This is a genomic window from Hafnia alvei (assembly GCF_034424155.1).
Taxonomy (GTDB): Bacteria; Pseudomonadota; Gammaproteobacteria; order Enterobacterales; family Enterobacteriaceae; genus Hafnia; species Hafnia alvei.
Map to the genome: position 1 here is coordinate 2535729 of NZ_CP139992.1, position 24782 is coordinate 2560510.

The window sequence follows — 24782 nt, forward strand, 5'->3', positions numbered from 1 at the left end:
CGCATCCGGAATTTTCGCACAACAAAGGCGCTATTTTTATTAGATGCGTTTAAAACCTCAATAAGATTGTTCCTTTTATTGTGCAGTCCGTGAACATATCCATACTTAGTGAACCAAAGTGTGAGCTATAACTCATCAATATATCGGTTAGAAACGTTTTTTCTTTAACCGAGAATTGTTCACTTATTTTTCAATAAACTAGGCGTATTTTGTTATTAACATAAAGGAAAGAGATACCCTTGGCATCATTATTATTAGCAGTATGCCTATGCCAACTTAATGAACGCAAAAAAAGCACCTTACTCAGTTGGGAGTCCAACTTTTGAGGTGCCGTTCATAATGGTGACTCTCGCTAATCTCTTTTGTTCATTTCCATTACCTCATCGAGGTTAGGATATTGTCTTTTATCGCGAAACTTGGCGGGAGATGTTTCGAAATGAGCCCTAAACACACGGCTAAATGTCTGCTGAGAGCTAAAGCCATACTTAAGCGCGATATCAATAATTGGCAGTTCACTGGCGCACAATAACGTTGCGGCTTCGTGTAAACGACGTTTCCGGACATATTCAGCAATAGAGAGTCCTTTTTTCTGCTTGAACTCGCGCTGTAGATACCACTTTGAATAGCCGCTTTTTGCTGCGATAGCATCAACTTTAATGGCCTCACTCAGCTGAAGCTGTCCTTCTATCCACTGAATCAGCTCGCTGACAATCACCTCTGACATTTATAACCTCTATCTGTAAGTGCTCAGCTTCTAGCTGATACTCATAATTTCTTTAGCAAGCAGAGTTGCCTGTTCAGTTGTTGACTCTATGACCGGTACGCCATACATCCGCTCTAATCCCTGCCTAAGATTATCTGCGCATCCTTTGTTTGATGAACAGAGTATAATAGCTTTGCAGCATGCCGAAAAATCGTCTCGATGTTTTCTCAGCCATTTGGCAATAACCGTTCTCGCTTCTCGCGCCTCTTCATTTTCCACCGGTTTTGTTTCTCTATTTTCTGGTGGGAAATGCAGCTCAGGATAAATCAGTATAAACGCACAGTTTTTCGCCAATAACTGCTCGGTTTGTTGCACCCAATCTATTCCGGAAAAACGCATAAATTCAGCGCTAACGTGAATCAGTGGCATCGCTTTTAGATCATATAATTGGTCATTTATCATACTCATGTCTTTTTCCTTAATGTCAAAATTTCAGGGTAGACATGTTCACATTGCGTTCAGATTTATTCTTTTTATACGAATTCAATTTCTGATGAGGCGTATTGTAATTGCCTGTATTTTTCATCTGGTGCATTTCGTGCTGAGTGGCGCGTATTTTTCCCCTGCAGAGCACGAACTTACTCTAAAAAATAAGCAACCTATGGAACAAAACACCAAGAGCTAAAAAGGCAGATATGGTATGCTACACGCTACTATAAAAGGTGGTATGTATGGCCTTAATGACTAAGGTTCTCGATATATTTAAAAGTAAACAGGCGTTTGTTATTTGTCAGGAATGCAATCACAAAGGCCGCTTTGATGAGTTCAAGATTGAAGACAGCATAATGATGCACTGTCCGCATTGTCATTATAGTTTCAATCGTAAACGACACAAGATTTCGTCTATTTGATGATCGTTTGATCCCAAAAATACCTGAGTTTTCCTATCTCGCCGCCTAACGATGAATAACGTTTTTGCTGGAAAAATAGCAATAACATTCTGCGAAAAATGGTGATTGTTGAAGATAGGTTGAACTTGTCTTGCTAAGATATGTAAGGTGCATTTCAACAATATCGTAGCAGGGAAATTTATGCGATTTTTGATCAATACAATGACAGGGCTCGTCGTCATTTTACTTGCTGTATGGACCGCATTCATATTCGACTTCAATGAAGTAAATAGACTCCCCGCCTTTTTATTTCATCATATTGAATCCTTTTTCAGCCGCTGATCCTTATCGTATAATGGAGGCAACAGGCAGTAGCCATGCGCTTAGCCCCTTTAATTTGTAAGGATTTATAATGTCTCCCGCGTTGATCACCTATGGTGCGTTAGCTTTCGCTATTATTTGCGAAGTCATAGCAACATCTATTCTTCCGCACACTAAAGAATTTACCCGTCCCGCACTCACGATTGTCATGGCCCTTCTGTATGCCGTTGCGTTTTATATGCTATCAATTGCAACACGAACCATGCCCGTTGGAATTGCTTATGCAATATGGAGCTGTTTGGGCATCGTACTCATTTCGGGCGTTAATTATGTCTTGTTTAAACAAACCCTCGATGTTCCTGCGATGATTGGGCTAGGGTTTATTATTTCCGGTGTGCTTATCATTAATATATTTTCTCATTCTGTATCACACTAATATTTCTTTTTACAACCAGCTGATAGATTTGTTTACAACTGGTTGTAAATAGCATGTTCTTTTAATTACAATAGCCACTATTTAAAGGTATACCCTTACATTTTATCACAATCTTCTTCTCAATTTTCCTTTTCAGTCATTTATTCATTTTTGTTTTTATCTTAAAATTATTGAATCTACTAGGTTTTAGTTTATAGTTTTAAAATTAGGCATATATAAAAACACAGACTCAGAGTGAGTTTCTACATCATGTGCTCCACACCGAATCGAGCGTTCAGAGATACGAAATGAATAATATCAATGAAAAACAAATCCTCAGGCGAGTGCGCAGCATAGATTTAAATTTACTCACTGTTTTTGAAGCTATTTTTAGCTGCAAGAGCGTGAGCCTGGCAGCTAAGACCTTGAATATATCGCCTTCTGCAGTCAGTCAATCATTACAAAAAATACGTTATCACTATGAAGATATACTCTTCATTCGACAGGGGAACGTTTTGCAACCGACCCTTGTGTGTTTGAAAATCCATGAGCAATTAGCTGAGATCATGCGTTTAGTTGATTTCTCTCTGAATAGTCGAGTTGATCCACTCAAAAAGAAAAAGTTTATTATTTATGCGTCGCAATTTATGGCGACGTTCTACCTGCCAAAACTGATTAACCTGCTACAGCATCAATCCCCTAATGTTGAGATCGTGCATCATACGTTGACGGAGAGCACCAACGTTGACGAACTACTGATTAATCGCCAAGCCGATCTTATTTTTGACCTTCACCCTACCGCCAGCCACTCTGTGATTTCTACCGAGTTTTCTCGCGAAACACTCACGTTAGTATGCAGCACGGAGCACCCTCGCCTCCAAGGTAAAGTCGATATAACGCAGCTGTATACCGAGCGTTTTTGTGGCTTAAACTCGGCGATTCCTTACATTATGCGGCGCCAAGTTGAGCTTTCGAGACTGTTTAAAGAGCGGAATTTTATCTTCTCCAGTGATTCCGTTATGGCTATTTTAAGTATTATCAAAAATACAGAGTCCATTGGCCTTGTGCCTACCTCTTTGTTAACAGAAGACCACCATCTTCATATCCGTCAGATCGATATCGATATTCAGATCGAACCGGTCATGTTTTACGTTCTGTACAACAAGCATGTTGCTGATTCACCGGGTTTCTCTCAGCTCTTGGCTATCATTATGCAGCTCCGGCAAGGCGTGACCACTGTACCTAACGGTGCCTAGGAAAGCCTCCGAGTGTTACGCCAAACGAAATACCGAGATCGCCCGCTTGAGTGCGTCGGCCTGATGTCCCTGTTGTTGAGCTACCCTCACCGTCTCAGCCACATGACTTATATTTTCCTGCACGCTGCTATCAATTTTAGCAATACTGTCATGCATTTGTGCGATGCTGACCCGTTGTTGAACGCTCATTTCCGATAGTTCATCGACCAGCTGTGACAATTGCGTAATCGAACTCATGACCTCCTGCATCGTTACCCCAGCGGCGCTCACCTGCCGCGATCCCGTTTGAGTACAGCTCACGGATACCGCGATTAATTGGCGTATTTCTTTAGCCGCATTTTCACAGCGCTGGGCCAGCATTCTAACCTCGGTCGCTACCACCGAAAATCCTTTACCATGCACACCAGCACGTGCGGCCTCCACGGAGGCATTCAGTGAAAGAATGTTAGTTTGGAAAGCAATACCATCAATAATTTCTAGAATATTACTGATGCGGACAGATTCCTCCCTAATCTGCGCCATCGTCTGGATTGTGGCAGAAATATTTTCGTCGCCGCGGGCCGCAACATTCGAAGCTTGTAGCGAGAGTTCTTGGGCCAGCAACGCTTTTTCACTGGTATATGTAGAGACAGAGGTCAGCTGCGCCATCGCACTCGCGACTACCGCAAGCGCGGATGCTTGCTCATCTGTCCGCTGCGATAATGCAGAATTCTGCCGCAGAATACTTTCTGCATCACCTTGCACCATCGCGATCCCGTGGCTTACCTGACCAAGCGTATTGCGCATCGTTTTCAACGTGGCGCTAAAAGTGCGAGCGAAAGCCGAATGGCTTGGGCGCTGCTCACGATCCAACGTCAGACAGCCTGCTTCTCGATTAATATGCGATGCCAACTGCGCAACTTCACTTGCCGAGCGGGCATCCCGCGCCATATGCACCGCCATGTAAATCAATATAGCCGTTTGCGCCACCACAAATACCGCGTGGAAAACAACCATATGAAACCCAGGATGCATGAAGCAGACGATCCCATAAAGATCGTTTTCCTGTAAATAATTAAACAACAGATGATGAACAGCGGCAGTGATCGCCCCCATGAGCAAAGGCCGATAATCTCGGTAGGCTAATAACGCTGAAAGTAGAACAAAAACAGAGAAATGAAATTCAGTCTCACCCTCACCTAATTGGATCAATAAAGCAGCAAAGCCTAATAGCGTAAAAGCATAAAATAATCGGGTAATTAATTTCCCTGGAAACAGCATCTTTATCAGCGAAGAACTGAGTGCCAATATTGCCCCCGCAATTAACGCAGTAGATGTATGCTCGTAATACCAACCCACGCTAACCGCAATAGCAAATAATACCCAGACTAATAGCAACATCAGCCAATCAGCACGCCGGTAGATCTGTTCGAGTGAAACCGTCTCTGACGATTCACCTTTACTCTGTAAGATTGTCGCTGTCACCATTTTATCATCCATACTGTCTGTTATAAGAATCGCTAACGTTTTAAGCATTGCTATCTCATCAAGCGTAGATGTTTTATGGACAAGTTGTGGAAAATTTAATGTGTATTTAATCTGTAGAATTAACAGGTAAGAGTGATTTTTTATTGGAGAGACGAACCTTTACGCACTTCTTTTTTCTAGGCGGCATACAAAATAAATGTTCAGTTATATTTACATCAAAATCCTCTCTAAAATTTAGCGAAATCATCCATACTGACTATCACTCTCGTAAATTGCTTATTAGCGCTATGCTATTCATCACACATATAGAGGTGATAACACAATGAAATTATTTACAGCTCAACTTCAAGACGTTAAGAAAATCCTTCCGCTTTACTTAGGCTATCGTGCATTTTATCAAGTCCCTGAATCTGCTGAAAAAGCTGAGAAATTCCTGACTGACAGGATCACCAATCATGAATCCGTCATTTATTTTGTTGAAAAAGACGGCGTCCCTGTTGGATTCACACAGCTGTATCCGCTGTTTTGCTCATTAGAAATGAAGCGTATTTGGCTGCTTTATGACCTATTTGTTGCACCTGAAGCCAGAAAAGCTGGAGTTGCACAACAACTGATTGCTCGCGCCGATCAGTTGGCTAAAGAGACAGATTCCGCCTTCATCATGCTCAGCACGGCAACTGATAACGTTAAAGCTCAGGCCTTATATGAAAAAGAAGGTTACGTTAGAGATACTCAGTTCTTTGTTTACAACAAAATGCTCGGTTAACGGATGCTACACAAAACGCTGTCATGCACTAGACTTTCAGGATAAACAATAACTGACTAAGAATTGAGGTTCTTATGCGCAAGACTTTATCTGTTTTATTTATTCTGATGCTTGCTGGGTGCTCTGGTGGATATCATCATCAGAAAGCCACTGACGATCAAAATAGCGAACAAACTTGTCAAAACCCAGACGCTAATGCGGACAGCACCTGTGGTCATTCCATTGTTCCGAGCATGTATTAGCAGCATGTTTGAATACATAAATGATAAAGGCCACCGTTTGGTGGCCTTCTAACTAGAATAACGATTAATCACGTGTAATTTTCTCAGCCTCTTCTTCCGTTTCAATATAACTCGACCCAAACGCAATTGTTGCAAGCAGCCCGACAATAAACCCCACTAATCTACTGCGCATTATCTCTCTGAGTAGCCTCATCGCATCTCCAGTTCAGGAACGGAGTTAGACTATACAGAGTAATATGGGTGGAAAATGCCAATTAGCCAGCAAATTTTTTAGTTCTACTGGGAGATATATCAGCTTTCGACCATGCTAGTTTTCTGTTCAATGGCGATCATGATAGTTTTACGCACCAAAGAGATTGTATCCCTTGCCCGCAGCTACATGCCTTAACTAAAAATATCGCCATTGAGCTTGGTGCAAATGGCATCCGCGTTAATGCAGTATCACCTGCGGTTGTGCAAACACCAATCTATGAGGGATTCATACCGAAAGACGAAGTAAACGGAGTCATGGCAGGTCGCAACGCAGGTTAAAACATAACAGGCTGCGAACATTTTGTCTTACTACTATAACGCTGGCTTTCTTCTTTGAGGCCAGCATTCTTATTCTAACCGATATCGTGTCACTCGCGAGCTCATAGCAAGTTACCCCCTTTACTTGTATAAATCGCTCGTTAATAGCTAGCATGATTTTAATTTTAATAAAATTAATATCAGTACAATAATTTAAACAACTCCCAAACAAATATTAAAAACATCCTATCTGAGCAATACATTTATATGACCAGTGATATCATCAGCAGGATTTTTACAACTACTCTAATTTTTCAATATTTGTTGGGACTCACCATGCTGAAAACAACGCTTCTTTCCGCTATTTTTATCTTATCAGGTTACTGCCAGCGACTGGATCAGCGCCGCCGGTGGCATTATGCAGGCAAAAGATGATCATAACCGCTCTACTATGGACTCAAGAATTAAAGCGGCGAATAAAGCAGCAGGATACTAGCGTCCATTAAGAACGAGTACTCACTATCCAACACGTCTTCATTGTCCATCACTAATCCGCGTGATCCTTTGGCGTAGAAAATCAACTAATCGATTGCTGTCTGGTGACAGGACAGCAGCCTTAGTATTCACAACACCAACATCCATATAGGTAATGCAGTCATCAATAGTTCGGCGTACAACCCGAAGACCATCTAAAGACCAAGGCCGATAAACCAGATCCGATAAAATAGTCACGCCTTTGCCTTGGGCGACGAGGCTGCGAATAGCTTCGAAAGAGTTAGTTCGAAAATGAACATCCGGAATACATCCCCGACTATGCCAATAATCTTGAAATACTTCGGCATATTCGTCGGTCACTAATAGCAGAAATGGATATTTTTCCACATCAGAAAGAGTCAGCATCGGCTGGCTTAGCAACGGGTGACCAATGGGTGTCCATAGTTTTCTCTGAGAACGTATAAACGTCTCGATCCGCAAATCAGCGTCATGATTGATATTAGAAATCAGCAATAAACAGAAATCGAACTGCTTTTGGCGTAATGCACTAACAAGAACTGGAGAAGCCGCTTCTTCAAATATAATTTCCATCAGCGGAAAACGGTTTTTTATATCACTAAGAATATTAGGCAATAAATAGGCCGAAAGCGTTTCAGCAATGCCAATGCGTACTGTACCACTCGCTGTTTCCGGCTGGTTTTGTAGATCCTCCAATGCCACGTGGCTATTCATCACAATTTTGCGCGCGTGGATGAGAAATCGCTCTCCTGCCTGGGTTAGCTGAACCCCTTTCGGGTGACGGATAAACAGTTGGCTGTTCAGCGCCTCCTCGAGATTACGCATAGCTACTGTCATTGAGGACTGCGAAATATGACAACGGTTAGCCGCTTTTGATATTTGCAAAGTTTCAGCTAATGAAATGTAAAATTCAAGTTGCCTCAATGTAAAGTTCATAGTTTTAACCTATACCCAAGGATAAAAACTTTATATTAGCATCCTAGCATTTATTGGCAGTAATCTTGATCTAACAAATAAGCCAATACTTTTACTGGAGCATTTATGCCCTATCTCCTACTTAGCCTTGCAGCATGCTTTTGGGGTGGAAACTATGTGGTAGGCCATGTATTAGTCGCTACCGCAAATCCTATTATTCTTTCTGCCGCTCGCTGGATTTTTACTGCTCTCATACTAGTGGCAATATATTTTCGACAAATTCGAGAACAATGGCCTGTCATGAAGAAATCAGCCGGTGTTATCGCATTTCTTGCCTTTTGTGGTCAGGTTTTATTCCCATTAACGCTTTATATTGGCCTGCAATACACTTCATCACTTAATGCCGCTATATACTTATCAACAACGCCAGCAATGGTGTTATTGATTAATCACTTTATCTTTAAAGAGAGAATATCATCACGAAATATCAGCGGAGTCATACTCAGTTCTTTGGGAGTAGTGTGGTTAATCCTGCAAGGAGATATCGCCCATGCGAACCTATTTAGCCAACTTAATAGAGGCGACCTTTGGACCATGGGGTCAGCCGTTAGTTGGGCGGTATACTGCGCATTTTTACGTACAAAACCGAAAGAAGTTAAAGGGAATGCCTTTGTGGCGGTGAGCGCTGCATTAGGTGCCGTGGTATTGCTTCCTATATTAGCGCTAACCATTATTGAAAACGGAGTTCCGAACATAACCCCCTATGTTCAGCCTGGATTTTTAATGGGTCTCGCATATCTGATCATATTCCCCTCTTGGCTCTCATATCTTCTTTGGAATAAGGGTATTGCAGCTATTGGGGCGACGCGTGGAGAAATATTCTCCCACATCATTCCGCTCAGCGGCGGTGTATTTAGTATTTTGTTTTTGCATGCACAACTCCATGCATACCATGGGGTAAGCGCCCTATTCATTGTGTCGGGTATCGCGTTATGTTCTCATTCAGGCAGTCTAAAAATGACAATAAAAGAAAGTGACAGAGGAAGGGATGAAATAGAGGACTAACAATGCCCCCCTGTATCCGGTACATCGAGCGTATCTGCGTGCTTAGCTACTGCAGATACGCATATCAGATCAGATACGGACAAATTGGCTCACTCATTTAGCTCCACGATAAGGTATTGGATGTTGTGATAATGGGTGGTCCAAATTTACATTGTGGGCACCCTCGATTTTAGCAATAACGACCTGAAAGCCAGAAATCCACTTGCTGCTTTGCTCTTTGGCACGTAAATGCTCAACGTTGCTCATAAGTAATTCGAGTCCTTCCCGATTATCCCAGTAGTAATTGTTTATTAGACGACCACTCTGAGCATCAGTAAATGACTCCATTCCAATAAATCCAGCAATGCCTTTTGAGAAATCTTCAATTTTTTTATCCAACTTATAAAAATCTTCATCATATTGTTTTTTGTCAAAGATAAAACTGGTTAGAAACATTGCATATTCCTCTGATAATTCCTGATGTTAGAACTTGCTGGCATTTTCTATCAACACCATCAACATGCTCCCAATATCACACTATACAGGTATAGCCTCAGTAAAGGCGGCCACCTTGCATTTCCTGAAGGGTGTATCACCACAATCATTACCAGTCATCCTACGCCACATCGAGAAAGAAACGAACAGATGGAATATTAAATGGCGCCCCTGAGTCGATCCTTACTAAAACACCTATGTGTTAAAAGTATTATTAAGTATTTTCAGCATAAAATAATGTTACAACCTGTCGCTTATTTGACCAAAAAACAAAAGAATATCGCAAATTGGCAGCAATATGATTCATTTTCTTTGTATTGAAATAAGGTGGTTTTTTGAGCACTAATGAGAAACAGAATGGGGAGTGTTTGAAACGAAATTTAAGTGGTGCTAAAGTAGAGACTCTCTGGACAGTATTGGCTTTGCAAATCCACTGCCCAGAGATTTTTCCCTGGTGTTGGCTGAATTAGCTACCTGACTCTCGTGGTCAGGTTTTTTTTACCTTCAGCTTACCGGGGCATTATAAGTCATTGGCTAAGTTCTGTAAGTTGTACTTAAGTACTTTGCGCCCTGTACTTAAGTGCATGTTGTCACTCAGACATGGGAAATTGAACGTCTAGGAGCCCAAATGTTTTCTGTTTTCAATGAAAATCCGATACTAACGGAAACGCTCCGAGATTATATCGATAGAAAACTATCGCATTTAGGCAGTCCAGAGTACGCCTACACGGTCATCAATAAAAAAAACCCTTCAAAACTGCTTATCATTTCAAGCTACCCCGATGAGTGGGTTAACCTCTACCGTACTAATAATTTGCAGCATATCGATCCGGTCATCTTAACCGGCTTCAAACGTACCTCGCCCTTCGCGTGGGACGAAAACATCACATTGATGTCAGACCTCAAGATTTCAAAGATTTTTTCGTTATCAAAACAATACAATATTGCCAATGGCTTCACCTTCGTACTGCACGATCATTTGAATAATCTAGCGCTTTTATCTTTAATCATTGATAGCAATATGAAGGAAAATTTAGAGAAAAAGCTGGCCGCTGAGCGTGGCAATATTCAGATGCACCTCATTGAAATTAATGAGCAAATGTATCATCTCGTTCAGTCGATATCTTTTGGCAATGAAGACAGCGAGATTGATTCAGACAAACCGATTTTCACCCTGCGTGAAAATGAAGTGCTTTATTGGGCAAGTATGGGGAAAACCTATGCCGAAATTGCCACCATCGTGGGTATTTCAGTGCGCACCGTTAAGTTTCATATGGGCAACGTCGTGAGCAAGCTTGGAGTAAGCAACGCCCGACAAGCAATAAGGTTGGGCGTTGAACTTGATCTTATTACACCAATGCAGGCGTAACGGCTATCGACATTGGCCAATTAACCATCTGGGACTGAATACCACCGACTGAAGCGGTTATTTTGGCTGCCATTTTATTCTGGCTGACAGAGTCTGTCGGGAGATAAACCAGATAAATTCGCTCATCCTCACTCAGATATGCTTCCTTAAGCGGTTTAATTTGCCAACCTGAACGTTTCAATATTGTCAGCATTGCTCGGCTGACGATAGTGTAAATACCGTTGCAACCATAGTGCCTAGCATAATTTATCATCGCTAAAAATAGTACTTGGCTTAGCGGATATCGCTCGCCTAACAAATCCCTCGCGCGTGATTTATCAACAAAAAATCGGCTTGATTCTGTTTCACCGGCAGGCAAAGGCACATCCGAAAAACAAGCCTGAAACGTGTGAGTAATCATATTAGGCTCATCCAATGGAACAAAGCGCACGCTGCAGACCAGCTGTCCCTCATATAAACCTAGGATGTAACGTGTATTAGGATTATCAAACTCGTCAAACTCCATGTCTTTGTTGCAGACAACATCCCATCCCAACCGGTCACTGAACGTTTTTTTTCTCAGTCGATAGAGTTCATCAGAACGGACCCCATTCAGTTCTTCGTAACTGACATCAAATAGCTCAAGCATTCCATCACCTTGATTACATTTTAGTTACTATCCATATTATCTATGGCTGGTGTTTTTCGCGTCCTGCTATTGTACAGTTTTTTTTAAGAATATTTGAAGATAGGTTATAAAAGTCTGGGATCAAAGCCGCAACTCATTTTCAGCGCACGCAGGTAACCTGAGCAGATATAGGCGTTCATGGAGGGATATTCGGTATGACTTTAGGATTATTCAAACATGTTGTTGAACGTAAAAACGCACCTCATCTTCGCTGTTAAAAAAATAAAATGAGCTAATGTGTAGAAAATCCGAGTGTAATAAATTGATTACCAGACATGATTTCAGCAGGCTTGCTCGTAATCGCGAGGGCCGTTATGTAAAAAGGCTACTATAAAGTAGCCTTTTATTCATTTTATTTATTTAAAAACTTCAGCTACCGCTTCAAAGTTTGGGCCATGCTCACGGGCTGCAATAATCACGTAGTATTTCCCACCCTTTTCATCAGCCAGTTTTGATAACCGTTTATGTAGGTCGGAAGGAGAACCCACTTCACCGTTAGTCGCGCCTACAGACACATTTCCAATATACTCATATTTGAAATGATGGGCTTCATCCTTAGAAATCAAATCTGCCGCAGCGGCACTGAATGCCGTCATTGAGAAAGCAAGGGCAGTAGCTAAAATAACTTTTTTCATATAACACTCCATGCTCATTATGAATCCTTACCGTAACATACCATCAACAAATATGAATGATCTACATCAAATTATTCACATTATGTATGTTTTAATGCACGGTGGAGTGCTGCCCAATTGAGCCAATATCAAGGCATTGTGTTGATATTAGCCCCCCCACGGAACAGCGACTTTTCTAATGTGCCATCACAATCGGCAATTCGCTAAACCGTGTGGTATACGCTGGAGACAGCATGTTGCGTTTCATCTGCCAATCCCTTTTTATTCCCTGCCCAGCAAACCACACCTTGCTACGTCCTTTATTATTTATTTCGTCGAGCACTTTCATCAGAGCTTCACTATTAGGCTTAGGGTTAAACTCATCGAACAGATTCAATTGCGAAATGCCGTGATCGTAGAAATCCCCGAGCATAACTCCGCCCTTTTGGTAGCGTTTATCAGGCTTCCAAATGTGATCTATGCAAATCAATGCGTGTTTAATGATGTCTCGAGTATCATTAGTGGGTATTTCTAACCGAGCCGACGCTAAATTGTTGTAATGCATTTCATGCGCAGCAAATGGCGACGTTTTAATAAAAGTACTCACATGTTTACAAAACTGCCTTTCGCCTCGTAGTTTCTCTGCGGCCCTTTCTGCATAGCTGCAGATAGCTTCCTTCAGATCTTGATATTCTGTAATACGTTCGCCAAAACTACGGCTACATACAATCTGCTGTTTCGCCAATGCAGCATCTTCAATATTTAAGCATGATTCACCACGCAGCTCCCGCACGGTTCTTTCAAGAACGACGGTGTAGTTACGGCGAACATAGGCCAAATCCATCTCAGCCAACTTTAGCGCCGTATCAATACCCTGTGTTCTAAGCGATTTTGATATCTGCCTACCAACGCCCCACACCTCTTCAACAGGCATCAGTGCCATCAACTTGCGTTGCCTAAGCTTGTTAGACAAATCTACAACGCCCGCAGTTTGCGGCCACTGTTTTGCCGCATGGTTGGCCAATTTAGCCAACGTTTTTGTTGGGGCAATACCTATGCCCACATCCAGGTGAGTCCCCCGCTTAATTTGTTCACGAACTTCGTGCCCAAACGCTTCAAGGTTATGGCAATGGCTGACGCCACGCAGATCCATAAATGCCTCATCGATGGAATACACTTCAACACGCGGAACCATAGCCTCAAGCAATAACATCACTCTCTGGCTCATATCGCCATAAAGTGAATAATTACTGCTAAAAACATGTACGCCATATTGCTCAAACAGCCTCCGCTGCTTGAAATAAGGTGCCCCCATGGTCACTCCGAGTTGTTTAGCCTCCGCAGAACGTGCAATGACACAACCATCGTTATTTGAAAGAACAACTATCGGCTTACCATGCAAATCGGGGCGAAATACCGCCTCGCAGCTGGCATAAAAACTATTCACATCAACAAGGGCGAACATTAGCGCGCCTCGTTGATCACAAACTTAACGACCCCGAATGTCTCAAGCACTTCGCCCTCACTGAATTCGATCGCTGAATACTCTGGATTTTCGGCAAGCAGCATGACCCTAGGACGGGTTACATAACGCTTTACCGTGAACTCACCGCCGAGGCACGCAATGATAATGTCGTTATGCTTAGGCCTCATGCTTGAATCCACCAGCAGCAGTGAGCCATCAAAGATCCCCGCCCCCGTCATTGAGTCACCAGAAACACGCACAAAATAGGTTGATGCCGGATGAGCAATAAGTAGCTCATTTAAATTGATCGGTTTATCAATGTAGTCAGCCGCGGGACTTGGAAAACCCGCGGGCACGCAGTCTGCGTACAACGGAAGTGGTGCCGAAGGCTCGCTCAAACAAGCAGGATAGAATTTCATAACATTAAACCGGTAACTGTATATATATACAGTATAGTGCGTGATTTTAAGAATGAAAAGTGCCTACTCTCCAGATCGGCAGTTCTATACGGGAAAGTTCTGATTTGGAAAGAATTATATTTCTTCGGGCTTAATTTTATTCTTAGCCAGCTTAACCTGAAAATATACGGCCATTAAACCAAAAGATAATATGAGCCCCCTATTCAGGTATCTCACAGCGATCTGCTTAATAACGTGATGTGGTTTAATCAATATTGAGGAATACATTGGTAAATTTGCGAAAAGTAAACCGAGTTATTTTGGAAAATCGCAACATGTTACCAGCAAAATTATTAGGGTGGAAACCATCCAGCTATGAGATTTATTGCCAGGCTTATCGTGAATTTGGCGGGAGTGTATGCAACCATCCTTTAGTATTAAAAATATTGGAAGATAGAGCCCCCAATCAAATTCAGTTTTTTCATAAAGAAGCGAATGGGAAAATCGTTGGTGCATTCTTCACTGATAAGTGTGGGGAAATTATCCATCCGCACAAGAAAATCCCAGTTATATTTGAGAATATTATTCTCCCAATCTCACCAGATTTAGGAAGTTTCTATCTACCTGCAAAATCGAAAGAACTCTCTATTAGACATAAAAAACAATTCCTTAACTTCACCTATGGCGTATTAAACCGGCGATCAATATGTCTTGTTAAAGATTCATTTTCTAAGAAAACGAATAAGAAAAGACAATCTGATATGAACAAGTTTCTCAAAAATGGCGGAGAAGTCGTTTCCGCCTCCTCCTTTAGCAGCGAGCAACTCAGTGCAATTTACCTCAAATTATCTGGTATGCGTTGGGGGAGTCAACATAATCACAGCGATATCACAGAACTTGCTGAATTTATAGAGTCAATCCGAACAATGATTTTTGGTAACGTTTTATTCTATAAGGGCGAACCCTGTGCTTACGACTTAATTTATCAGGCAGAATGCAACAACTGGATTTATTTTGACGATCACAATGGTGGGATTGATACAACGATAAAAGATTTTAGTGTCGGGAGCCTTTTGCTTTTCGCTAATATCAGTGAAGCACGTAATCTTTGCCAGCAGAAAAATAAAGAGTTTATTTTTAGCATCGGCAGATCAAACGATAAGTGGGCCTATAAAAAACTATGGTCAAATGAAATAAAATTAGGGAAATCTATTTTTTAAGCTCACAACTGCCATCCGAATATGATTTTATACTTTGTATAACCATATAAACGCCGGAGTTTCAAATTTACTCCGGCGTATAGTCAGTCAATAACGATCGCTACGCGACATAGCCGAATACCAACAGCACAAATAGCGCATACCCTCCACTGACAATGATTAATGCACGTCCATCAGCAATACCTCGGCGAAAAACGTGCCAGAGATAAACAATAGCCAAGGCGGTCACTATTCCAGCGACTAACAACGGACCATCAAACAACCACGGTGTGAAAAATAAGCCTAGCGCGCTGGGAATGGTTGCTTGAATCATCATCGCCCCCGAAATATTAGCCAGAGCTAAACGCTCTTTGCCCTGACGCACCCAAATCAGCGCATTCATTATTTCGGGTAGTTCGGTCGCTACGGGGCTCAGAAATAAAGCGACTAAGTGCGGGGGCCAATGCATGATAGTTCCTATATTCTCAAGCTGGCTGATAAAAATATGAGAAGCTGTCGCGATAACGATCAGTGATAAAACAATTTGCAGCACAATCCAACCCATTGGCGGCTCAATTGCTGAGGGTCGAATTTTGAGCGGTTCAATCATTTCTTCTTCAGGTGCAGTATCGCTATTCCTGATTTCCCGCCAAACATAGAGCGCATAGGCCACGAGAAATAAAACGCCCAACCATGGCTTCAAAGTAAAAACAATCAGGCCTAACGCAACTTTAACAAAAAATACGGCGAGAAATGTAGCCTGATCATGGCTCATACGCGCATAATCGGCCCGGATTTTGGCGCTCTTTCGATTGGAACGCCGATGATGGCAAATCAGCGCTAATCCAACCACAGCATAGGCCAGAGTCGCTAACACCAGTGGCCCCCCCATCGCAGCGCCGACCCCAATATTTTTTTGTTCTGGCGTACTACCAAAGACCACCGCCATAAAGGTCACCGTGCTTTCAGGCAGTGCGGTGCCAAAAGCGGCAAGCACAGAACCAACGGCTGTAGCGCCAATATTTAGCCGCCGCCCGAACCATTCGATCCCATTAACAAAACACTCACAGGCTAAATAAATAGCGATCGCAGAAAGGAAAAAGAAGGTGATTGTTTGATACATAATAATGATGTGGCCGGGCGAGTCGGATCCCAATGGTGCAACAACACGACTCGCCCGGCTGGGAAAGTGTATTGCGACCAAAAGTCTCGCCTGGCTATGCTTTCGCAATGGCTGACCACGCCATGAGGAAATAAACCTCAAGTTTGTTGACGTGGACTCCCTAGCAGTACTCCCAGTACGGCTGAAGGATGGCTACTCCCCAATGATAGTGTCGGCATGCTACCAGAACTGAATACACGCGTCTCGGGAGTTCAAATGAAGTCATCAGTCTGTTTTTGTTCTGTTTAGGATCGAAGGACTACGAGAAAGAAAACTGGCATAATGATGATAATATTCATGTGATAAGAATTAAGTTCAAGACTGGATCAATGCAAATCCCCTGCATTCATCCTCAAGGCCTACGCATCGGAATATTATTATGCTAACCATAGAACCTGCTGACTCTTCAGTATTTGAGCGCCTCGTTAGTATCTGGGAAACCTCAGTTCGAGAAACTCACTTTTTCCTAACCGAAAGCGACATCACGGAGTTACGCCCTTTATTACTTAATACCTATTTGCCAAACCTACCCGTTTTTATTACCCGAGATGCAACGGGTACGATCCACGGATTTATAGGCGTTGATGAAAATCGTATTGAAATGCTGTTTGTTGATGCAGCGAGCAGAGGGAAAGGTGTCGGAAAGCAACTTCTTACTTATGCCATTGAGAAATTACACGCAAATGAAGTGGATGTTAATGAGCAAAACCCTCAAGGCGTCGCTTTTTATAAACACATGGGATTTGTGCAAACAGGCCGCTCAGCAGTAGACAGTCAGGGAAAGCCGTTTCCGTTATTGTATATGAGATATTCTTGCTGAGACGGCAATGTGGGCCGATGACAACCAGACTCTCCTATTTTATCGAACCCACACCAGTATGATTACTGCTCTTTATTTGCTTTAGAATGAAATGAAAGACGAGTCTTGAAATAGGCTTTCACGCTCTCTCCCATCGCGTGAATTTTGGCGTCGATATCCTGACATAAAAACTCATCACTGTTCATTGCTCTGACTCTCTGTAACGCGAACTCGTCTATTTCTTCTTTTTGCTGTTCAGTTAGCTCATGGTCATTTTGTTGTTTCATTGGGAGTGAGTCCTCTTGTTTAGTGGTTAAAATACGCATTGTGGGCATCACCTTCAGAGTCAGACACATTAATGCCAGACGTGACGGTTCTATCCCTTAATTATACGAGTAATGACACTATAGTTTATAAATGCACGCTACACGGCTTGTGTCATATGGCAATAATGAACAATAAATAGGCATTTTAGGGCTATTGCTGAGCTTTCAGTGTATGGTGATCTCCCATGTACTCAGAGAAAGCCTTATGTCATTTTTTGATGGTTTAAAGCTATATAGTACTCGTTCTATACAGATCACCTGCCCCAAATGCTCTCATGTATCAGAGCAAAGTGTTTCGAAAATTCGCAAGAACACAACACTGATTTGTACAAGGTGCGGTGAGTATTTCTTGCCTAATGAGATTAAAACCAAAGAGTAACACTTAGTGTTTCTAAACAAGGCTGCTTTAGGCAGCCTTTAAGCTATGTATCAAGCATGGTTCTACGCTCTGGCATAGTCTTAAAAATTACAGGTATAATCCCACCTATTATTCAACTGGTTTAGAAACGAAGATGACAAAACTCACCTTACAAGAGCAGATGCTTAAAGCTGGACTCGTCACCAGCAAAAAAATGGCCAAAGTGCAAAGAACGGCTAAAAAATCACGCGTTCAGGCTCGCGAGGCGAGAGAAGCCGTGGAAGAAAATAAAAAAGCGCAGCTTGAACGAGACAAACAGTTAAGCGAACAACAAAAGCAAGCCGCTTTATCGAAAGAATACAAAGCCCAAGTGAAGCAACTGATTGAAATGAATAGAATTGACATTTCAAAAGGCGACATCGGATTTAATTTCACTGATAATAATTTAATTAAGAAACTCTATGTCGATAAGCTGACCCAATCTCAGTTGATTAATGGTCGTCTCGCGATTGCTCGCTTAGTTGTCGATGGCAGCAGTGAGGCCGGATACGCAATTATTCCCGCAAGCGTGGCCGATAAGATTGCGCAGCGTGACGCGGACAGTATCGTATTAAATAGTGCGCTGAGTCAGGAAGAGCAAGATGAAGAAGATCCGTACGCCGACTTTAAAGTTCCTGATGATTTGATGTGGTAATGAGTGTCGAAGCTTAAAAAGCCCAAATGGGCTTTTACTCTCGTCACGATTTTATGTTCACCCCGATCATGGAAAGACGTAGGCTACGCAGACATTGTGCTTTACACTGCGCGCTGCAAAAACTGAGTAGATAAACAATTTAAGTAGGCGGTAATGGCGATGAATGGAACGATCACAACGTGGTTTGAAGATAAAGGTTTTGGATTTATCAAAGATGAAAACGGTGATAACCGCTATTTTCATGTGATTAAAGTCGCCAACCCTGAGCTGATTAAAAAAGATGCGGCGGTCACATTCGAACCCACCACGAATAACAAGGGCCTATCGGCTTATTCTGTAAAAGTTATTCCAGACAGCAAATATATCTACATCGCAGGCGAGCGTATTAAGCTGACGTCGATTAAGTCTTACCTCGTTTACAGCGAAGAAGTGCCAGCCGATACCCGTATTGATAAAGAAAATACCGTGCTATCGGTCGGCATATTGATGAACAGCATCAGACCAAAAGCATCGACTCAATCAGATGAAATGCGATCGCTGAAAAAACTGGCGATCACCACTTTTCAGGAAACGACGCTAATCTTCACTGAAGATGAAATCGACATAGATGCGACGGTGAAACTGCTCAAGGTCTAAGTGATTCCAATGCTGGACTCTTGTCCGATGCAAAAACAGGGTTTCAGCCCATAAAAGAGGCCACCTAAGGTGGCCTTTTCAATTTTTCAAAACCGCTAAAAATACGTTAGTTTTGCGTTTCGATCTGTGACCAGCCCTTGCTGTACATGCAATCTTTAATCAGCACTTTGCGCTTTGACTCATTTGCGTCAGAAACCGAATAGCTCGTATCAGACGTTTTATTTTTCTTATCTTTTGTCGTATATGTCGAACTAACAACATTATCTGGAGGTAGGTCTCTTAGGGCCTGAGCCTCACATTTTGTTTCAGCGATGGCGGCATCATTTGCATTAGAACCCGGTTTCACCCATTGATAGGTGCTACATCCAGAAAGGAGTAGCACCGCTGAAAGAGTAATAAACTTATTCATTATTAATCACTTATAATTAAAGCTTAGTGAATATCAATATAAAAAAGAATTACTTATAGAATTCGAATCCATAAATCCCCTTCCCTGATCCATAGATATTCACTCAAAAGATAAATCCGCTGTTACCAGCTAGGATAGTGGTTTGTTGCCGCAGCCGTGCGTCAACTTAAGTTGTTCATGGCAACCACCCTTTTCCATAAGCTGGGTTAAAACATGCAACGCTCTCAGAGTAGCCGAATGAAATATCATAAACAATAACCGCACGTTATTTGTTTACTCTTCATTAACCGCGAAAATGATGGACTGATAACCCAGCGCAACGTAAAGCCGCTAGCATCTAACAACCAAGACGTAGTGATGTTGCTAGCAACCCACACTGAGCACATTATGCAAAATGAGCTACTCATTACCCCATCGATTGAGAAACTCGGCGATATCATCAATTCGTTGCTCGTCAATACCCGCCTCGCCGGCCATCTGTTTCTGCGTATCTTCACTCACTTCTTCGTTGTTCATTAAGCGGGTAATCAGTAGCTGGAAGTAATGCGCCAGAGAATCACGTTCCGACTCGCTCACTGGTTTTGCTGATTCCGTCGAATATTCATCCAAAATGTCATAATATTTCAGGGATACTTCATTATTCATAATTCATCTCCAAAGTTAGATCTAAGTCAGTGACGATCTATATCGTCTGGTTTTAATAATATCATTCTTCCTATATTTTCTGGCGTGTGATAATCAGGCCTGAACCTGCGACAGCAGTTTAACTCATCAAAATGCTATATTTACCAGGTGAAAAGTCCGTCTTGCGTTTAAACATATTTCCGAAAGACTCCGCAGAAGCATAACCTAGCCGGTGGGCGATTTGAATAACACTTCCCAACGTTTTGCTCTGCACCTCGGATACCAGTACGGTTTTCAGCAGAACATTGCCCGTAGCAACAAAGAGAATAGGTGAAAAGATGGTGTCTGTGCCACAAACGGTGGATGAATTTATTGCCAGCAACGCCTCAATATTTATTCAAGGGGAGAGTAACAGTGCCACAGGATTACTGGCAGCGGCAAAATTACTCAGCCAAATAATGATGCGAGAAGCGCAAACAATGGCATTTTCCGATGCATTTTTGCTGATTAGTATCTTACTGGGTATCGCATTTATGCTAGCTCCTGTAATGGATAGAGCTACCGGTGCTACATAGAAATAACTCATGCGATTGGACAGTATACAATTCGCCCTAGATTATCCCTTCTTCACTGAATAATGTGCTGTCCCCCAAAGATAACCTTTGATTGAGTCGCTCGTGATTATTTATCGTCTAAATCAATCAGGTCTAACAGCAATTATTGTATTTTTAAAAATCTGATAGACCTCATTGCTCGGTGGCTTAGGGAATTTGGCTAGTTTCACTGCCTTGACCGCGTCACTACATAACGTTGGGTCGCCATCTTCTGCAGTCACTGCCAACAAACGACCATCAGGGGCAAGATTAATGCGTAAATTGCAAATTTTCCCTTTGAAGCTGGGTTGTATTTTAAAATGCCACTCTATTGCAGATTGAATATCACCAGCATAATTTCTAATAGATTGGCTAAGCTCAGTCCCTTTAGAGTCCGCGACTTGTGAATTAGTCTTATTGCTACATCCTGACAAAAGCGATAGCGCGCATAGTGCCCCTACTCCCAATAACGAAACAAATATCTTCATATTACTCCACCATTGTCTGTGACAACTATTTAATCCCCAGATGCAACATGTTTGGTTGTTGCGAAAGATATATTACTCAATTTTTGCTGCATGAAATCAATGAGCGCTCTTGTTTTAGCGGGTAAATAACGCCGATCTGAATAAAGTGCGAACAATTGCAATGGGGCTACCGATTGTTCAAACTCAATCTCAATTAACCGTCCATCGTTAAGGTAAGGTTGGCAGGCTTGTTTCGATAGAATGGCAAAACCGACACCTGATACCGCCGCCCGTCCTGCCATCTCTCCGCTATTTACCCGATAATGGCCTTTAACCTTAATAGTCTCGAACTCCCCTTTTTTATTAACAAACTGCCAAGGAGCACCTTTAAGTGCACTTACCGTAGTAATACAGGGTAATTCTTCAAATTGCTGTATACGAGAAGGGATGCCATAACGCTGAATGATGGAGGGAGCTGCAACGATGGTGCAAGGGATAGTCACCAGATGGCGGGCTATGCAGTCACTGTCATCCATCTGACCACGGCTAACAATGATCGCTAAATCCAGATCATCTCGCAGGGATTCAAAACCAGACAAATTTGTCACGCAGCTTATTTCTAGATCAGGGTGCTGACAGGCGAAATCGGCAACCACAGAACCCAACAATGCAGGACCTATTTCATTGGGGATACAGATACGTAATGGGCCCTTGAGTTGCATTTGACGCAACGTTAATTCTGTTTCAGTTTGTTCAAGCGCCTCCAATAAAGGCTTCGCACGAGTATAGAGTAGGTGCCCCGCCTGAGTGAGTTTCATATGTCGGGTACTGCGCTCAATGAGTTGAAGATTCAGTTTGTCTTCTAACTGAGAAATACAACGACTCACATTTGATGTCGGCATTTCGAGGGCTTTCGATGCCCCAACAAAACTTTCTCTTTCAACCACAGCAATGAACACTCTCAGGGCATTAAAATCAAGAGCCGGACGCATCAACTATCCCATAAATGATAATAATAAGTGCCATTTTTACCATCTAATGAACAGCTTTGATAGCGGTTAAACTCGGATATCTTTCATCCTCAGGTCACTTGCTATGCCACTGGTCACAACAACGTTTAACCATAAATCCCTCTTACGGATAGCTATTGTAATGGCTTTTATCCAGTTCACTAATGCTCTGGAATATATGATGTTCAACCCAGTATTTGCCTTCATGGCCGCCGATTTCGCAGTTCCCGTGTCATTCGCAGGCTATGTATCCGGCATGTACACATTTGGGGCAGTCCTATCGGGAATTGCCGCCTTTTACTGGATTGGCCGTTTCAACAAGAAACGTTTCTTAATCGCCAACATGGCACTACTCTGCCTACTGACACTTTTGACGACATTTACCTCCAGTTTTAGTCTTCTGCTTACATTACGATTCTGTGCGGGATTGGTTGGAGGTACGACAATGGGGGTGGGTATAAGTATATTGATAAACCACGCACCGACTAACTTGCGTGGAAAAATGTTGGCGACGGTGATTGCGTCATTTTCGATGGTAAGCATTGTAGGAATGCCCACTATATTATTTCTTTGTACTCATTACGGTTGGCATGCCGCTTTGTGGTTAATCAGTACACTGTGTTTGTTGGCGTTGCCACTGATTGTCGCCATCATCCCTCAAGACCCAGCCTCTTTCGACACACGCCACGCACTCTCTCTCAATAGGGATACTTTACTGTTTGCTTCAGGTAATGCGCTTGTACAGTTTAGTCCAATGTTAGTCATTCCTATTCTGGTACCTTTAATGACACAGCAACTAGGTGCTTCTCAAGACCTGTTAACTTGGCTGTTCTTCGGCGGTGGTGTTGCAGGGTACCTGTCTACAAAAATGACAGGCGAATTAACCTCCCGTTTTTCTGCTTTGATTCTGGCTACAGGTTCAACCATAGTTTTTATACTGAGTTTGCTAATACCAATGCTGGGCTATCGGCATCCGGCGTTATTTATTATGTTATTTCTTGGCGCATCTTACAGTCGTTTGGTTTCATCTTCGGCGGTTACAATTCAGTTTCCTGATGATAGCCAACGAGCTGGATTCTCTTCATTACAGACATCAATAATGTATCTAATTACAACCGTTGCATTTTTCCTGTCCGCTTTTCTATTACCTAATCATGGCATGGCACCACAAAATGTGAACATGTTACTGGCAGTATGTGCAATTTCCGCATTAGCACTCCCAATTATCGTAATCATTCTGCAAAAGAAACTGGCTAAACGTAAGATCTCGCCAGATCATCTCATCATTGATTAGCATAACGTCCGCTGTTGGCACAAAGTGAACAGTACAGTTAGCTGTCAGGTCCGCTATGAGCGAACGGCGAGCGTGATGTCATACTTTGGCATTAATGGCTTCAAATAGATGCTTCTGCAAGAGTATGTATTTCAGCAAGCAACCATCGTTCAAAAATCTCCAATGCAGCTTCATTTACTCCAGTTTCCGGCGGTTTTACTAGACAAAATTTTTTGCTCAGACTTTCTGACTCTGGCCAAGGCGAAACAAGTAAGCCACGGCTCAATTCATTCTGGACGTACATCCGCGGCACCAAGGCAACGCCCTGTCCTGTCATTACGGCAGCTATAGCCATTTCATGAAGATCATACCGAACTCCCTGCGTCGGATTGCCAAGACTTATTTCATTTTCATTCGCATAGTGATGCCATGCATCCGGATTCTGCCGCCGATGGATCCGTGGGATATCGTTTAATTGTTCATAGACGTCCTTATCCGTTAACAGTGTCGGTTGGCATACAGGTACCAGTTTTTCCTCAAAAAGAAATTGTATGCGCATGCCCGCCCATGCTGGATGCTCAAAATGAATAGCGGCGTCAAAACCACTTTCGGTCAGAATGAAAGGATCGGTTCTGGCAGCAATATTCAATGTTATATCCGGATACATAGCCTTAAAACCACCCAGACGAGGAATAAGCCATCGACTGGAAAAGGTAGGCAGAGCAGCAATATCCAGACTCTTACTTCCTTCAGGTATTCCCATTATGTACTGAGTATCCCGTTCGAGCCGCTCAAGCGTTTCGCGGATGTGATGAGCATAGTGTGCGCCTGCTGGATTGAGCTTCACGCGACTTCCCGTACGGTCGAACAGTTTACGGTTGAGCAAAAGTTCAAGGCGTGCAATCTGGCGACTAATGGCTCCTTCCGTCAGCGATAGTTCCTCTGCGGCCCTGGCAAAATTACCATGCCTTGCGGCGGCATCAAAAGCTTGCAGGGAAGCGCTACTGGGTATTTTTCTGCGCATAAAAACGGTTCCTTTCTCTGTGTCTGTGGTGCGCCATCAGTGAGTTAATATCACTAAACCATGAAATAATATCGATTTATAGAGGGAGAAACAGTGGGTAGCATGATGAAAAATCATTGATTAGGTTTATTAATTTCTTGCTACTTGTTTTATGTGGA

29 protein-coding genes, 2 pseudogenes and 1 riboswitch are annotated in these 24782 nt (G+C 42.5%); of the genes and pseudogenes, 14 read left to right on the forward strand and 17 right to left on the reverse strand.

What is annotated here, in order from left to right; genetic code table 11:
* Nucleotides 1-352: 352 nt before the first annotated feature.
* Together U0008_RS11910 and U0008_RS11915 are read right to left on the reverse strand one after the other, a co-directional pair.
* Complete coding sequence (locus tag U0008_RS11910; RefSeq protein WP_040046608.1) at nt 353-724, reverse strand: helix-turn-helix domain-containing protein; 372 nt, start codon at nt 722-724, stop codon at nt 353-355.
* A 30-nt stretch (nt 725-754) separates the two neighbouring features.
* On the reverse strand, nt 755-1171 hold the full coding sequence (locus U0008_RS11915; protein ID WP_051874145.1) for an aspartate/glutamate racemase family protein: 417 nt from the start codon (nt 1169-1171) through the stop codon (nt 755-757).
* An 846-nt stretch (nt 1172-2017) separates the two neighbouring features.
* Between U0008_RS11915 and U0008_RS11920 the strand changes: the two genes are divergently transcribed.
* Together U0008_RS11920 and U0008_RS11925 are read left to right on the forward strand one after the other, a co-directional pair.
* Entirely contained in the window at nt 2018-2350 is a 333-nt protein-coding gene (locus U0008_RS11920; protein ID WP_395038435.1) for a DMT family transporter, read from the forward strand.
* A 287-nt stretch (nt 2351-2637) separates the two neighbouring features.
* The gene (locus U0008_RS11925) at nt 2638-3585 is read left to right on the forward strand and encodes a LysR substrate-binding domain-containing protein (RefSeq protein WP_043493497.1); all 948 of its coding nucleotides are present in this window, start codon (nt 2638-2640) and stop codon (nt 3583-3585) included.
* Nucleotides 3586-3600: 15 nt separating this feature from the next.
* Here U0008_RS11925 and U0008_RS11930 read toward each other — a convergent pair whose 3' ends face one another.
* Entirely contained in the window at nt 3601-5052 is a 1452-nt protein-coding gene (locus tag U0008_RS11930; protein ID WP_043493848.1) for a methyl-accepting chemotaxis protein, read from the reverse strand.
* Between the two features lie 322 nt (nt 5053-5374).
* On the opposite strand from U0008_RS11930, the gene U0008_RS11935 reads away from it, so the two are divergent.
* From U0008_RS11935 to U0008_RS11945, 3 genes and pseudogenes are all read left to right on the forward strand, one after another.
* Nucleotides 5375-5818: a GNAT family N-acetyltransferase gene (locus U0008_RS11935; RefSeq protein ID WP_043493499.1), complete on the forward strand. Its 444-nt coding sequence runs from the start codon at nt 5375-5377 to the stop codon at nt 5816-5818.
* A gap of 74 nt (nt 5819-5892) precedes the next feature.
* Complete coding sequence (locus U0008_RS11940) at nt 5893-6060, forward strand: hypothetical protein (protein WP_155273776.1); 168 nt, start codon at nt 5893-5895, stop codon at nt 6058-6060.
* 375 nt (nt 6061-6435) lie between these two features.
* Nucleotides 6436-6570 (forward strand): annotated as a pseudogene (locus U0008_RS11945) (SDR family oxidoreductase); the annotation flags it as partial.
* A gap of 534 nt (nt 6571-7104) precedes the next feature.
* Here U0008_RS11945 and U0008_RS11950 read toward each other — a convergent pair.
* A complete protein-coding gene (locus U0008_RS11950) occupies nt 7105-8019 on the reverse strand; it encodes a LysR family transcriptional regulator (protein WP_043493502.1) in 915 nt (304 codons plus the stop codon).
* Nucleotides 8020-8124: 105 nt separating this feature from the next.
* Here U0008_RS11950 and U0008_RS11955 point away from each other — a divergent pair, with 105 nt between their 5' ends.
* Nucleotides 8125-9063 carry a DMT family transporter gene (locus tag U0008_RS11955; protein ID WP_043493504.1) on the forward strand — a complete coding sequence of 313 codons (939 nt, stop codon included), beginning with the start codon at nt 8125-8127 and terminating at the stop codon, nt 9061-9063.
* 93 nt (nt 9064-9156) lie between these two features.
* On the opposite strand, the gene U0008_RS11960 is transcribed toward U0008_RS11955, so the two are convergent.
* The gene (locus tag U0008_RS11960; RefSeq protein WP_043493508.1) at nt 9157-9498 is read right to left on the reverse strand and encodes a hypothetical protein; all 342 of its coding nucleotides are present in this window, start codon (nt 9496-9498) and stop codon (nt 9157-9159) included.
* A 667-nt stretch (nt 9499-10165) separates the two neighbouring features.
* Between U0008_RS11960 and U0008_RS11965 the strand changes: the two genes are divergently transcribed.
* The gene (locus U0008_RS11965; protein ID WP_025796973.1) at nt 10166-10906 is read left to right on the forward strand and encodes a helix-turn-helix transcriptional regulator; all 741 of its coding nucleotides are present in this window, start codon (nt 10166-10168) and stop codon (nt 10904-10906) included.
* Here U0008_RS11965 and U0008_RS11970 read toward each other — a convergent pair.
* The 4 genes from U0008_RS11970 to umuD form a co-directional block, all read right to left on the reverse strand.
* On the reverse strand, nt 10887-11534 hold the full coding sequence (locus U0008_RS11970; RefSeq protein WP_043493511.1) for an acyl-homoserine-lactone synthase: 648 nt from the start codon (nt 11532-11534) through the stop codon (nt 10887-10889). The two genes, U0008_RS11965 and U0008_RS11970, sit on opposite strands and share 20 nt — an antisense overlap.
* A 395-nt stretch (nt 11535-11929) precedes the next feature.
* Complete coding sequence (locus U0008_RS11975; protein WP_025796977.1) at nt 11930-12208, reverse strand: YdgH/BhsA/McbA family protein; 279 nt, start codon at nt 12206-12208, stop codon at nt 11930-11932.
* 175 nt (nt 12209-12383) lie between these two features.
* Complete coding sequence (gene umuC / locus U0008_RS11980; RefSeq protein ID WP_043493513.1) at nt 12384-13652, reverse strand: translesion error-prone DNA polymerase V subunit UmuC; 1269 nt, start codon at nt 13650-13652, stop codon at nt 12384-12386.
* On the reverse strand, nt 13652-14071 hold the full coding sequence (gene umuD, locus U0008_RS11985; RefSeq protein ID WP_043493515.1) for a translesion error-prone DNA polymerase V autoproteolytic subunit: 420 nt from the start codon (nt 14069-14071) through the stop codon (nt 13652-13654). The genes umuC and umuD overlap by 1 nt, the downstream gene beginning before the upstream one ends.
* 314 nt (nt 14072-14385) lie before the next feature.
* On the opposite strand from umuD, the gene U0008_RS11990 reads away from it, so the two are divergent.
* The gene (locus tag U0008_RS11990; RefSeq protein WP_043493518.1) at nt 14386-15270 is read left to right on the forward strand and encodes a GNAT family protein; all 885 of its coding nucleotides are present in this window, start codon (nt 14386-14388) and stop codon (nt 15268-15270) included.
* A 100-nt stretch (nt 15271-15370) separates the two neighbouring features.
* On the opposite strand, the gene U0008_RS11995 is transcribed toward U0008_RS11990, so the two are convergent.
* Nucleotides 15371-16372, reverse strand: coding sequence for a sodium:calcium antiporter (locus U0008_RS11995; RefSeq protein WP_043493520.1), 1002 nt, complete (start codon nt 16370-16372; stop codon nt 15371-15373).
* Between the two features lie 92 nt (nt 16373-16464).
* Nucleotides 16465-16587: riboswitch (yybP-ykoY riboswitch) on the reverse strand.
* A gap of 203 nt (nt 16588-16790) precedes the next feature.
* Between U0008_RS11995 and U0008_RS12000 the strand changes: the two genes are divergently transcribed.
* Nucleotides 16791-17231, forward strand: a complete 441-nt coding sequence (locus U0008_RS12000) for a GNAT family N-acetyltransferase (RefSeq protein WP_043493522.1) — start codon at nt 16791-16793, stop codon at nt 17229-17231.
* A gap of 62 nt (nt 17232-17293) precedes the next feature.
* On the opposite strand, the gene U0008_RS12005 is transcribed toward U0008_RS12000, so the two are convergent.
* Nucleotides 17294-17497 (reverse strand): hypothetical protein, encoded by a 204-nt coding sequence (locus U0008_RS12005; RefSeq protein ID WP_025796988.1) that lies wholly within the window; start codon nt 17495-17497, stop codon nt 17294-17296.
* A 244-nt stretch (nt 17498-17741) separates the two neighbouring features.
* Here U0008_RS12005 and U0008_RS12010 point away from each other — a divergent pair, with 244 nt between their 5' ends.
* From U0008_RS12010 to U0008_RS12020, 3 genes are all read left to right on the forward strand, one after another.
* Complete coding sequence (locus tag U0008_RS12010) at nt 17742-17915, forward strand: YnfU family zinc-binding protein (protein WP_219334615.1); 174 nt, start codon at nt 17742-17744, stop codon at nt 17913-17915.
* 133 nt (nt 17916-18048) lie between these two features.
* On the forward strand, nt 18049-18588 hold the full coding sequence (locus tag U0008_RS12015; RefSeq protein ID WP_040046593.1) for a DUF2058 domain-containing protein: 540 nt from the start codon (nt 18049-18051) through the stop codon (nt 18586-18588).
* A 153-nt stretch (nt 18589-18741) separates the two neighbouring features.
* Nucleotides 18742-19224: a cold-shock protein gene (locus U0008_RS12020; protein WP_040046592.1), complete on the forward strand. Its 483-nt coding sequence runs from the start codon at nt 18742-18744 to the stop codon at nt 19222-19224.
* Between the two features lie 106 nt (nt 19225-19330).
* Here the strand turns inward: U0008_RS12020 and U0008_RS12025 are convergent, their stop codons facing one another.
* From U0008_RS12025 to U0008_RS12035, 3 genes and pseudogenes are all read right to left on the reverse strand, one after another.
* Nucleotides 19331-19633 (reverse strand): hypothetical protein, encoded by a 303-nt coding sequence (locus U0008_RS12025; protein WP_043493527.1) that lies wholly within the window; start codon nt 19631-19633, stop codon nt 19331-19333.
* 399 nt (nt 19634-20032) lie between these two features.
* Nucleotides 20033-20278, reverse strand: coding sequence for a YmjA family protein (locus U0008_RS12030; RefSeq protein WP_043493530.1), 246 nt, complete (start codon nt 20276-20278; stop codon nt 20033-20035).
* A gap of 118 nt (nt 20279-20396) precedes the next feature.
* Nucleotides 20397-20510: pseudogene (locus U0008_RS12035) on the reverse strand (hypothetical protein); the annotation flags it as partial.
* Nucleotides 20511-20595: 85 nt separating this feature from the next.
* Here U0008_RS12035 and U0008_RS12040 point away from each other — a divergent pair.
* A complete protein-coding gene (locus U0008_RS12040) occupies nt 20596-20832 on the forward strand; it encodes a hypothetical protein (protein ID WP_051874146.1) in 237 nt (78 codons plus the stop codon).
* Between the two features lie 122 nt (nt 20833-20954).
* On the opposite strand, the gene tolA is transcribed toward U0008_RS12040, so the two are convergent.
* Both tolA and U0008_RS12050 read right to left on the reverse strand, forming a co-directional pair.
* The gene (tolA, locus tag U0008_RS12045) at nt 20955-21338 is read right to left on the reverse strand and encodes a cell envelope integrity protein TolA (protein WP_043493533.1); all 384 of its coding nucleotides are present in this window, start codon (nt 21336-21338) and stop codon (nt 20955-20957) included.
* Between the two features lie 29 nt (nt 21339-21367).
* Nucleotides 21368-22309, reverse strand: coding sequence for a LysR family transcriptional regulator (locus tag U0008_RS12050; protein WP_043493535.1), 942 nt, complete (start codon nt 22307-22309; stop codon nt 21368-21370).
* A 103-nt stretch (nt 22310-22412) separates the two neighbouring features.
* Here U0008_RS12050 and U0008_RS12055 point away from each other — a divergent pair, with 103 nt between their 5' ends.
* Complete coding sequence (locus U0008_RS12055; RefSeq protein WP_043493537.1) at nt 22413-23621, forward strand: MFS transporter; 1209 nt, start codon at nt 22413-22415, stop codon at nt 23619-23621.
* Nucleotides 23622-23721: 100 nt separating this feature from the next.
* Here the strand turns inward: U0008_RS12055 and U0008_RS12060 are convergent, their stop codons facing one another.
* On the reverse strand, nt 23722-24624 hold the full coding sequence (locus U0008_RS12060; RefSeq protein WP_043493539.1) for a LysR substrate-binding domain-containing protein: 903 nt from the start codon (nt 24622-24624) through the stop codon (nt 23722-23724).
* Between the last annotated feature and the right edge of the window lie 158 nt (nt 24625-24782).

Excerpts from the sequence above, each read along its gene's own strand:
- tolA (WP_043493533.1), bottom strand. The coding sequence starts at position 21,338 with ATGAAGATATTTGTTTCGTTATTGGGAGTAGGGGCACTATGCGCGCTA.
- umuC (WP_043493513.1), bottom strand. The coding sequence starts at position 13,652 with ATGTTCGCCCTTGTTGATGTGAATAGTTTTTATGCCAGCTGCGAGGCG.
- U0008_RS11950 (WP_043493502.1), bottom strand. The coding sequence starts at position 8,019 with ATGAACTTTACATTGAGGCAACTTGAATTTTACATTTCATTAGCTGAA.
- U0008_RS12020 (WP_040046592.1), top strand. The coding sequence starts at position 18,742 with ATGGCGATGAATGGAACGATCACAACGTGGTTTGAAGATAAAGGTTTT.
- U0008_RS11915 (WP_051874145.1), bottom strand. The coding sequence starts at position 1,171 with ATGAGTATGATAAATGACCAATTATATGATCTAAAAGCGATGCCACTG.
- U0008_RS12000 (WP_043493522.1), top strand. The coding sequence starts at position 16,791 with ATGCTAACCATAGAACCTGCTGACTCTTCAGTATTTGAGCGCCTCGTT.
- U0008_RS11925 (WP_043493497.1), top strand. The coding sequence starts at position 2,638 with ATGAATAATATCAATGAAAAACAAATCCTCAGGCGAGTGCGCAGCATA.
- U0008_RS11940 (WP_155273776.1), top strand. The coding sequence starts at position 5,893 with ATGCGCAAGACTTTATCTGTTTTATTTATTCTGATGCTTGCTGGGTGC.
- umuD (WP_043493515.1), bottom strand. The coding sequence starts at position 14,071 with ATGAAATTCTATCCTGCTTGTTTGAGCGAGCCTTCGGCACCACTTCCG.
- U0008_RS11995 (WP_043493520.1), bottom strand. The coding sequence starts at position 16,372 with ATGTATCAAACAATCACCTTCTTTTTCCTTTCTGCGATCGCTATTTAT.
- U0008_RS12040 (WP_051874146.1), top strand. The coding sequence starts at position 20,596 with ATGGTGTCTGTGCCACAAACGGTGGATGAATTTATTGCCAGCAACGCC.
- U0008_RS11935 (WP_043493499.1), top strand. The coding sequence starts at position 5,375 with ATGAAATTATTTACAGCTCAACTTCAAGACGTTAAGAAAATCCTTCCG.
- U0008_RS12005 (WP_025796988.1), bottom strand. The coding sequence starts at position 17,497 with ATGAAACAACAAAATGACCATGAGCTAACTGAACAGCAAAAAGAAGAA.
- U0008_RS11965 (WP_025796973.1), top strand. The coding sequence starts at position 10,166 with ATGTTTTCTGTTTTCAATGAAAATCCGATACTAACGGAAACGCTCCGA.
- U0008_RS12055 (WP_043493537.1), top strand. The coding sequence starts at position 22,413 with ATGCCACTGGTCACAACAACGTTTAACCATAAATCCCTCTTACGGATA.
- U0008_RS11960 (WP_043493508.1), bottom strand. The coding sequence starts at position 9,498 with ATGTTTCTAACCAGTTTTATCTTTGACAAAAAACAATATGATGAAGAT.
- U0008_RS12060 (WP_043493539.1), bottom strand. The coding sequence starts at position 24,624 with ATGCGCAGAAAAATACCCAGTAGCGCTTCCCTGCAAGCTTTTGATGCC.
- U0008_RS11990 (WP_043493518.1), top strand. The coding sequence starts at position 14,386 with ATGTTACCAGCAAAATTATTAGGGTGGAAACCATCCAGCTATGAGATT.
- U0008_RS12025 (WP_043493527.1), bottom strand. The coding sequence starts at position 19,633 with ATGAATAAGTTTATTACTCTTTCAGCGGTGCTACTCCTTTCTGGATGT.
- U0008_RS11910 (WP_040046608.1), bottom strand. The coding sequence starts at position 724 with ATGTCAGAGGTGATTGTCAGCGAGCTGATTCAGTGGATAGAAGGACAG.
- U0008_RS12010 (WP_219334615.1), top strand. The coding sequence starts at position 17,742 with ATGTCATTTTTTGATGGTTTAAAGCTATATAGTACTCGTTCTATACAG.
- U0008_RS12015 (WP_040046593.1), top strand. The coding sequence starts at position 18,049 with ATGACAAAACTCACCTTACAAGAGCAGATGCTTAAAGCTGGACTCGTC.
- U0008_RS11930 (WP_043493848.1), bottom strand. The coding sequence starts at position 5,052 with ATGGTGACAGCGACAATCTTACAGAGTAAAGGTGAATCGTCAGAGACG.
- U0008_RS11975 (WP_025796977.1), bottom strand. The coding sequence starts at position 12,208 with ATGAAAAAAGTTATTTTAGCTACTGCCCTTGCTTTCTCAATGACGGCA.
- U0008_RS12030 (WP_043493530.1), bottom strand. The coding sequence starts at position 20,278 with ATGAATAATGAAGTATCCCTGAAATATTATGACATTTTGGATGAATAT.
- U0008_RS11970 (WP_043493511.1), bottom strand. The coding sequence starts at position 11,534 with ATGCTTGAGCTATTTGATGTCAGTTACGAAGAACTGAATGGGGTCCGT.
- U0008_RS12050 (WP_043493535.1), bottom strand. The coding sequence starts at position 22,309 with ATGCGTCCGGCTCTTGATTTTAATGCCCTGAGAGTGTTCATTGCTGTG.
- U0008_RS11955 (WP_043493504.1), top strand. The coding sequence starts at position 8,125 with ATGCCCTATCTCCTACTTAGCCTTGCAGCATGCTTTTGGGGTGGAAAC.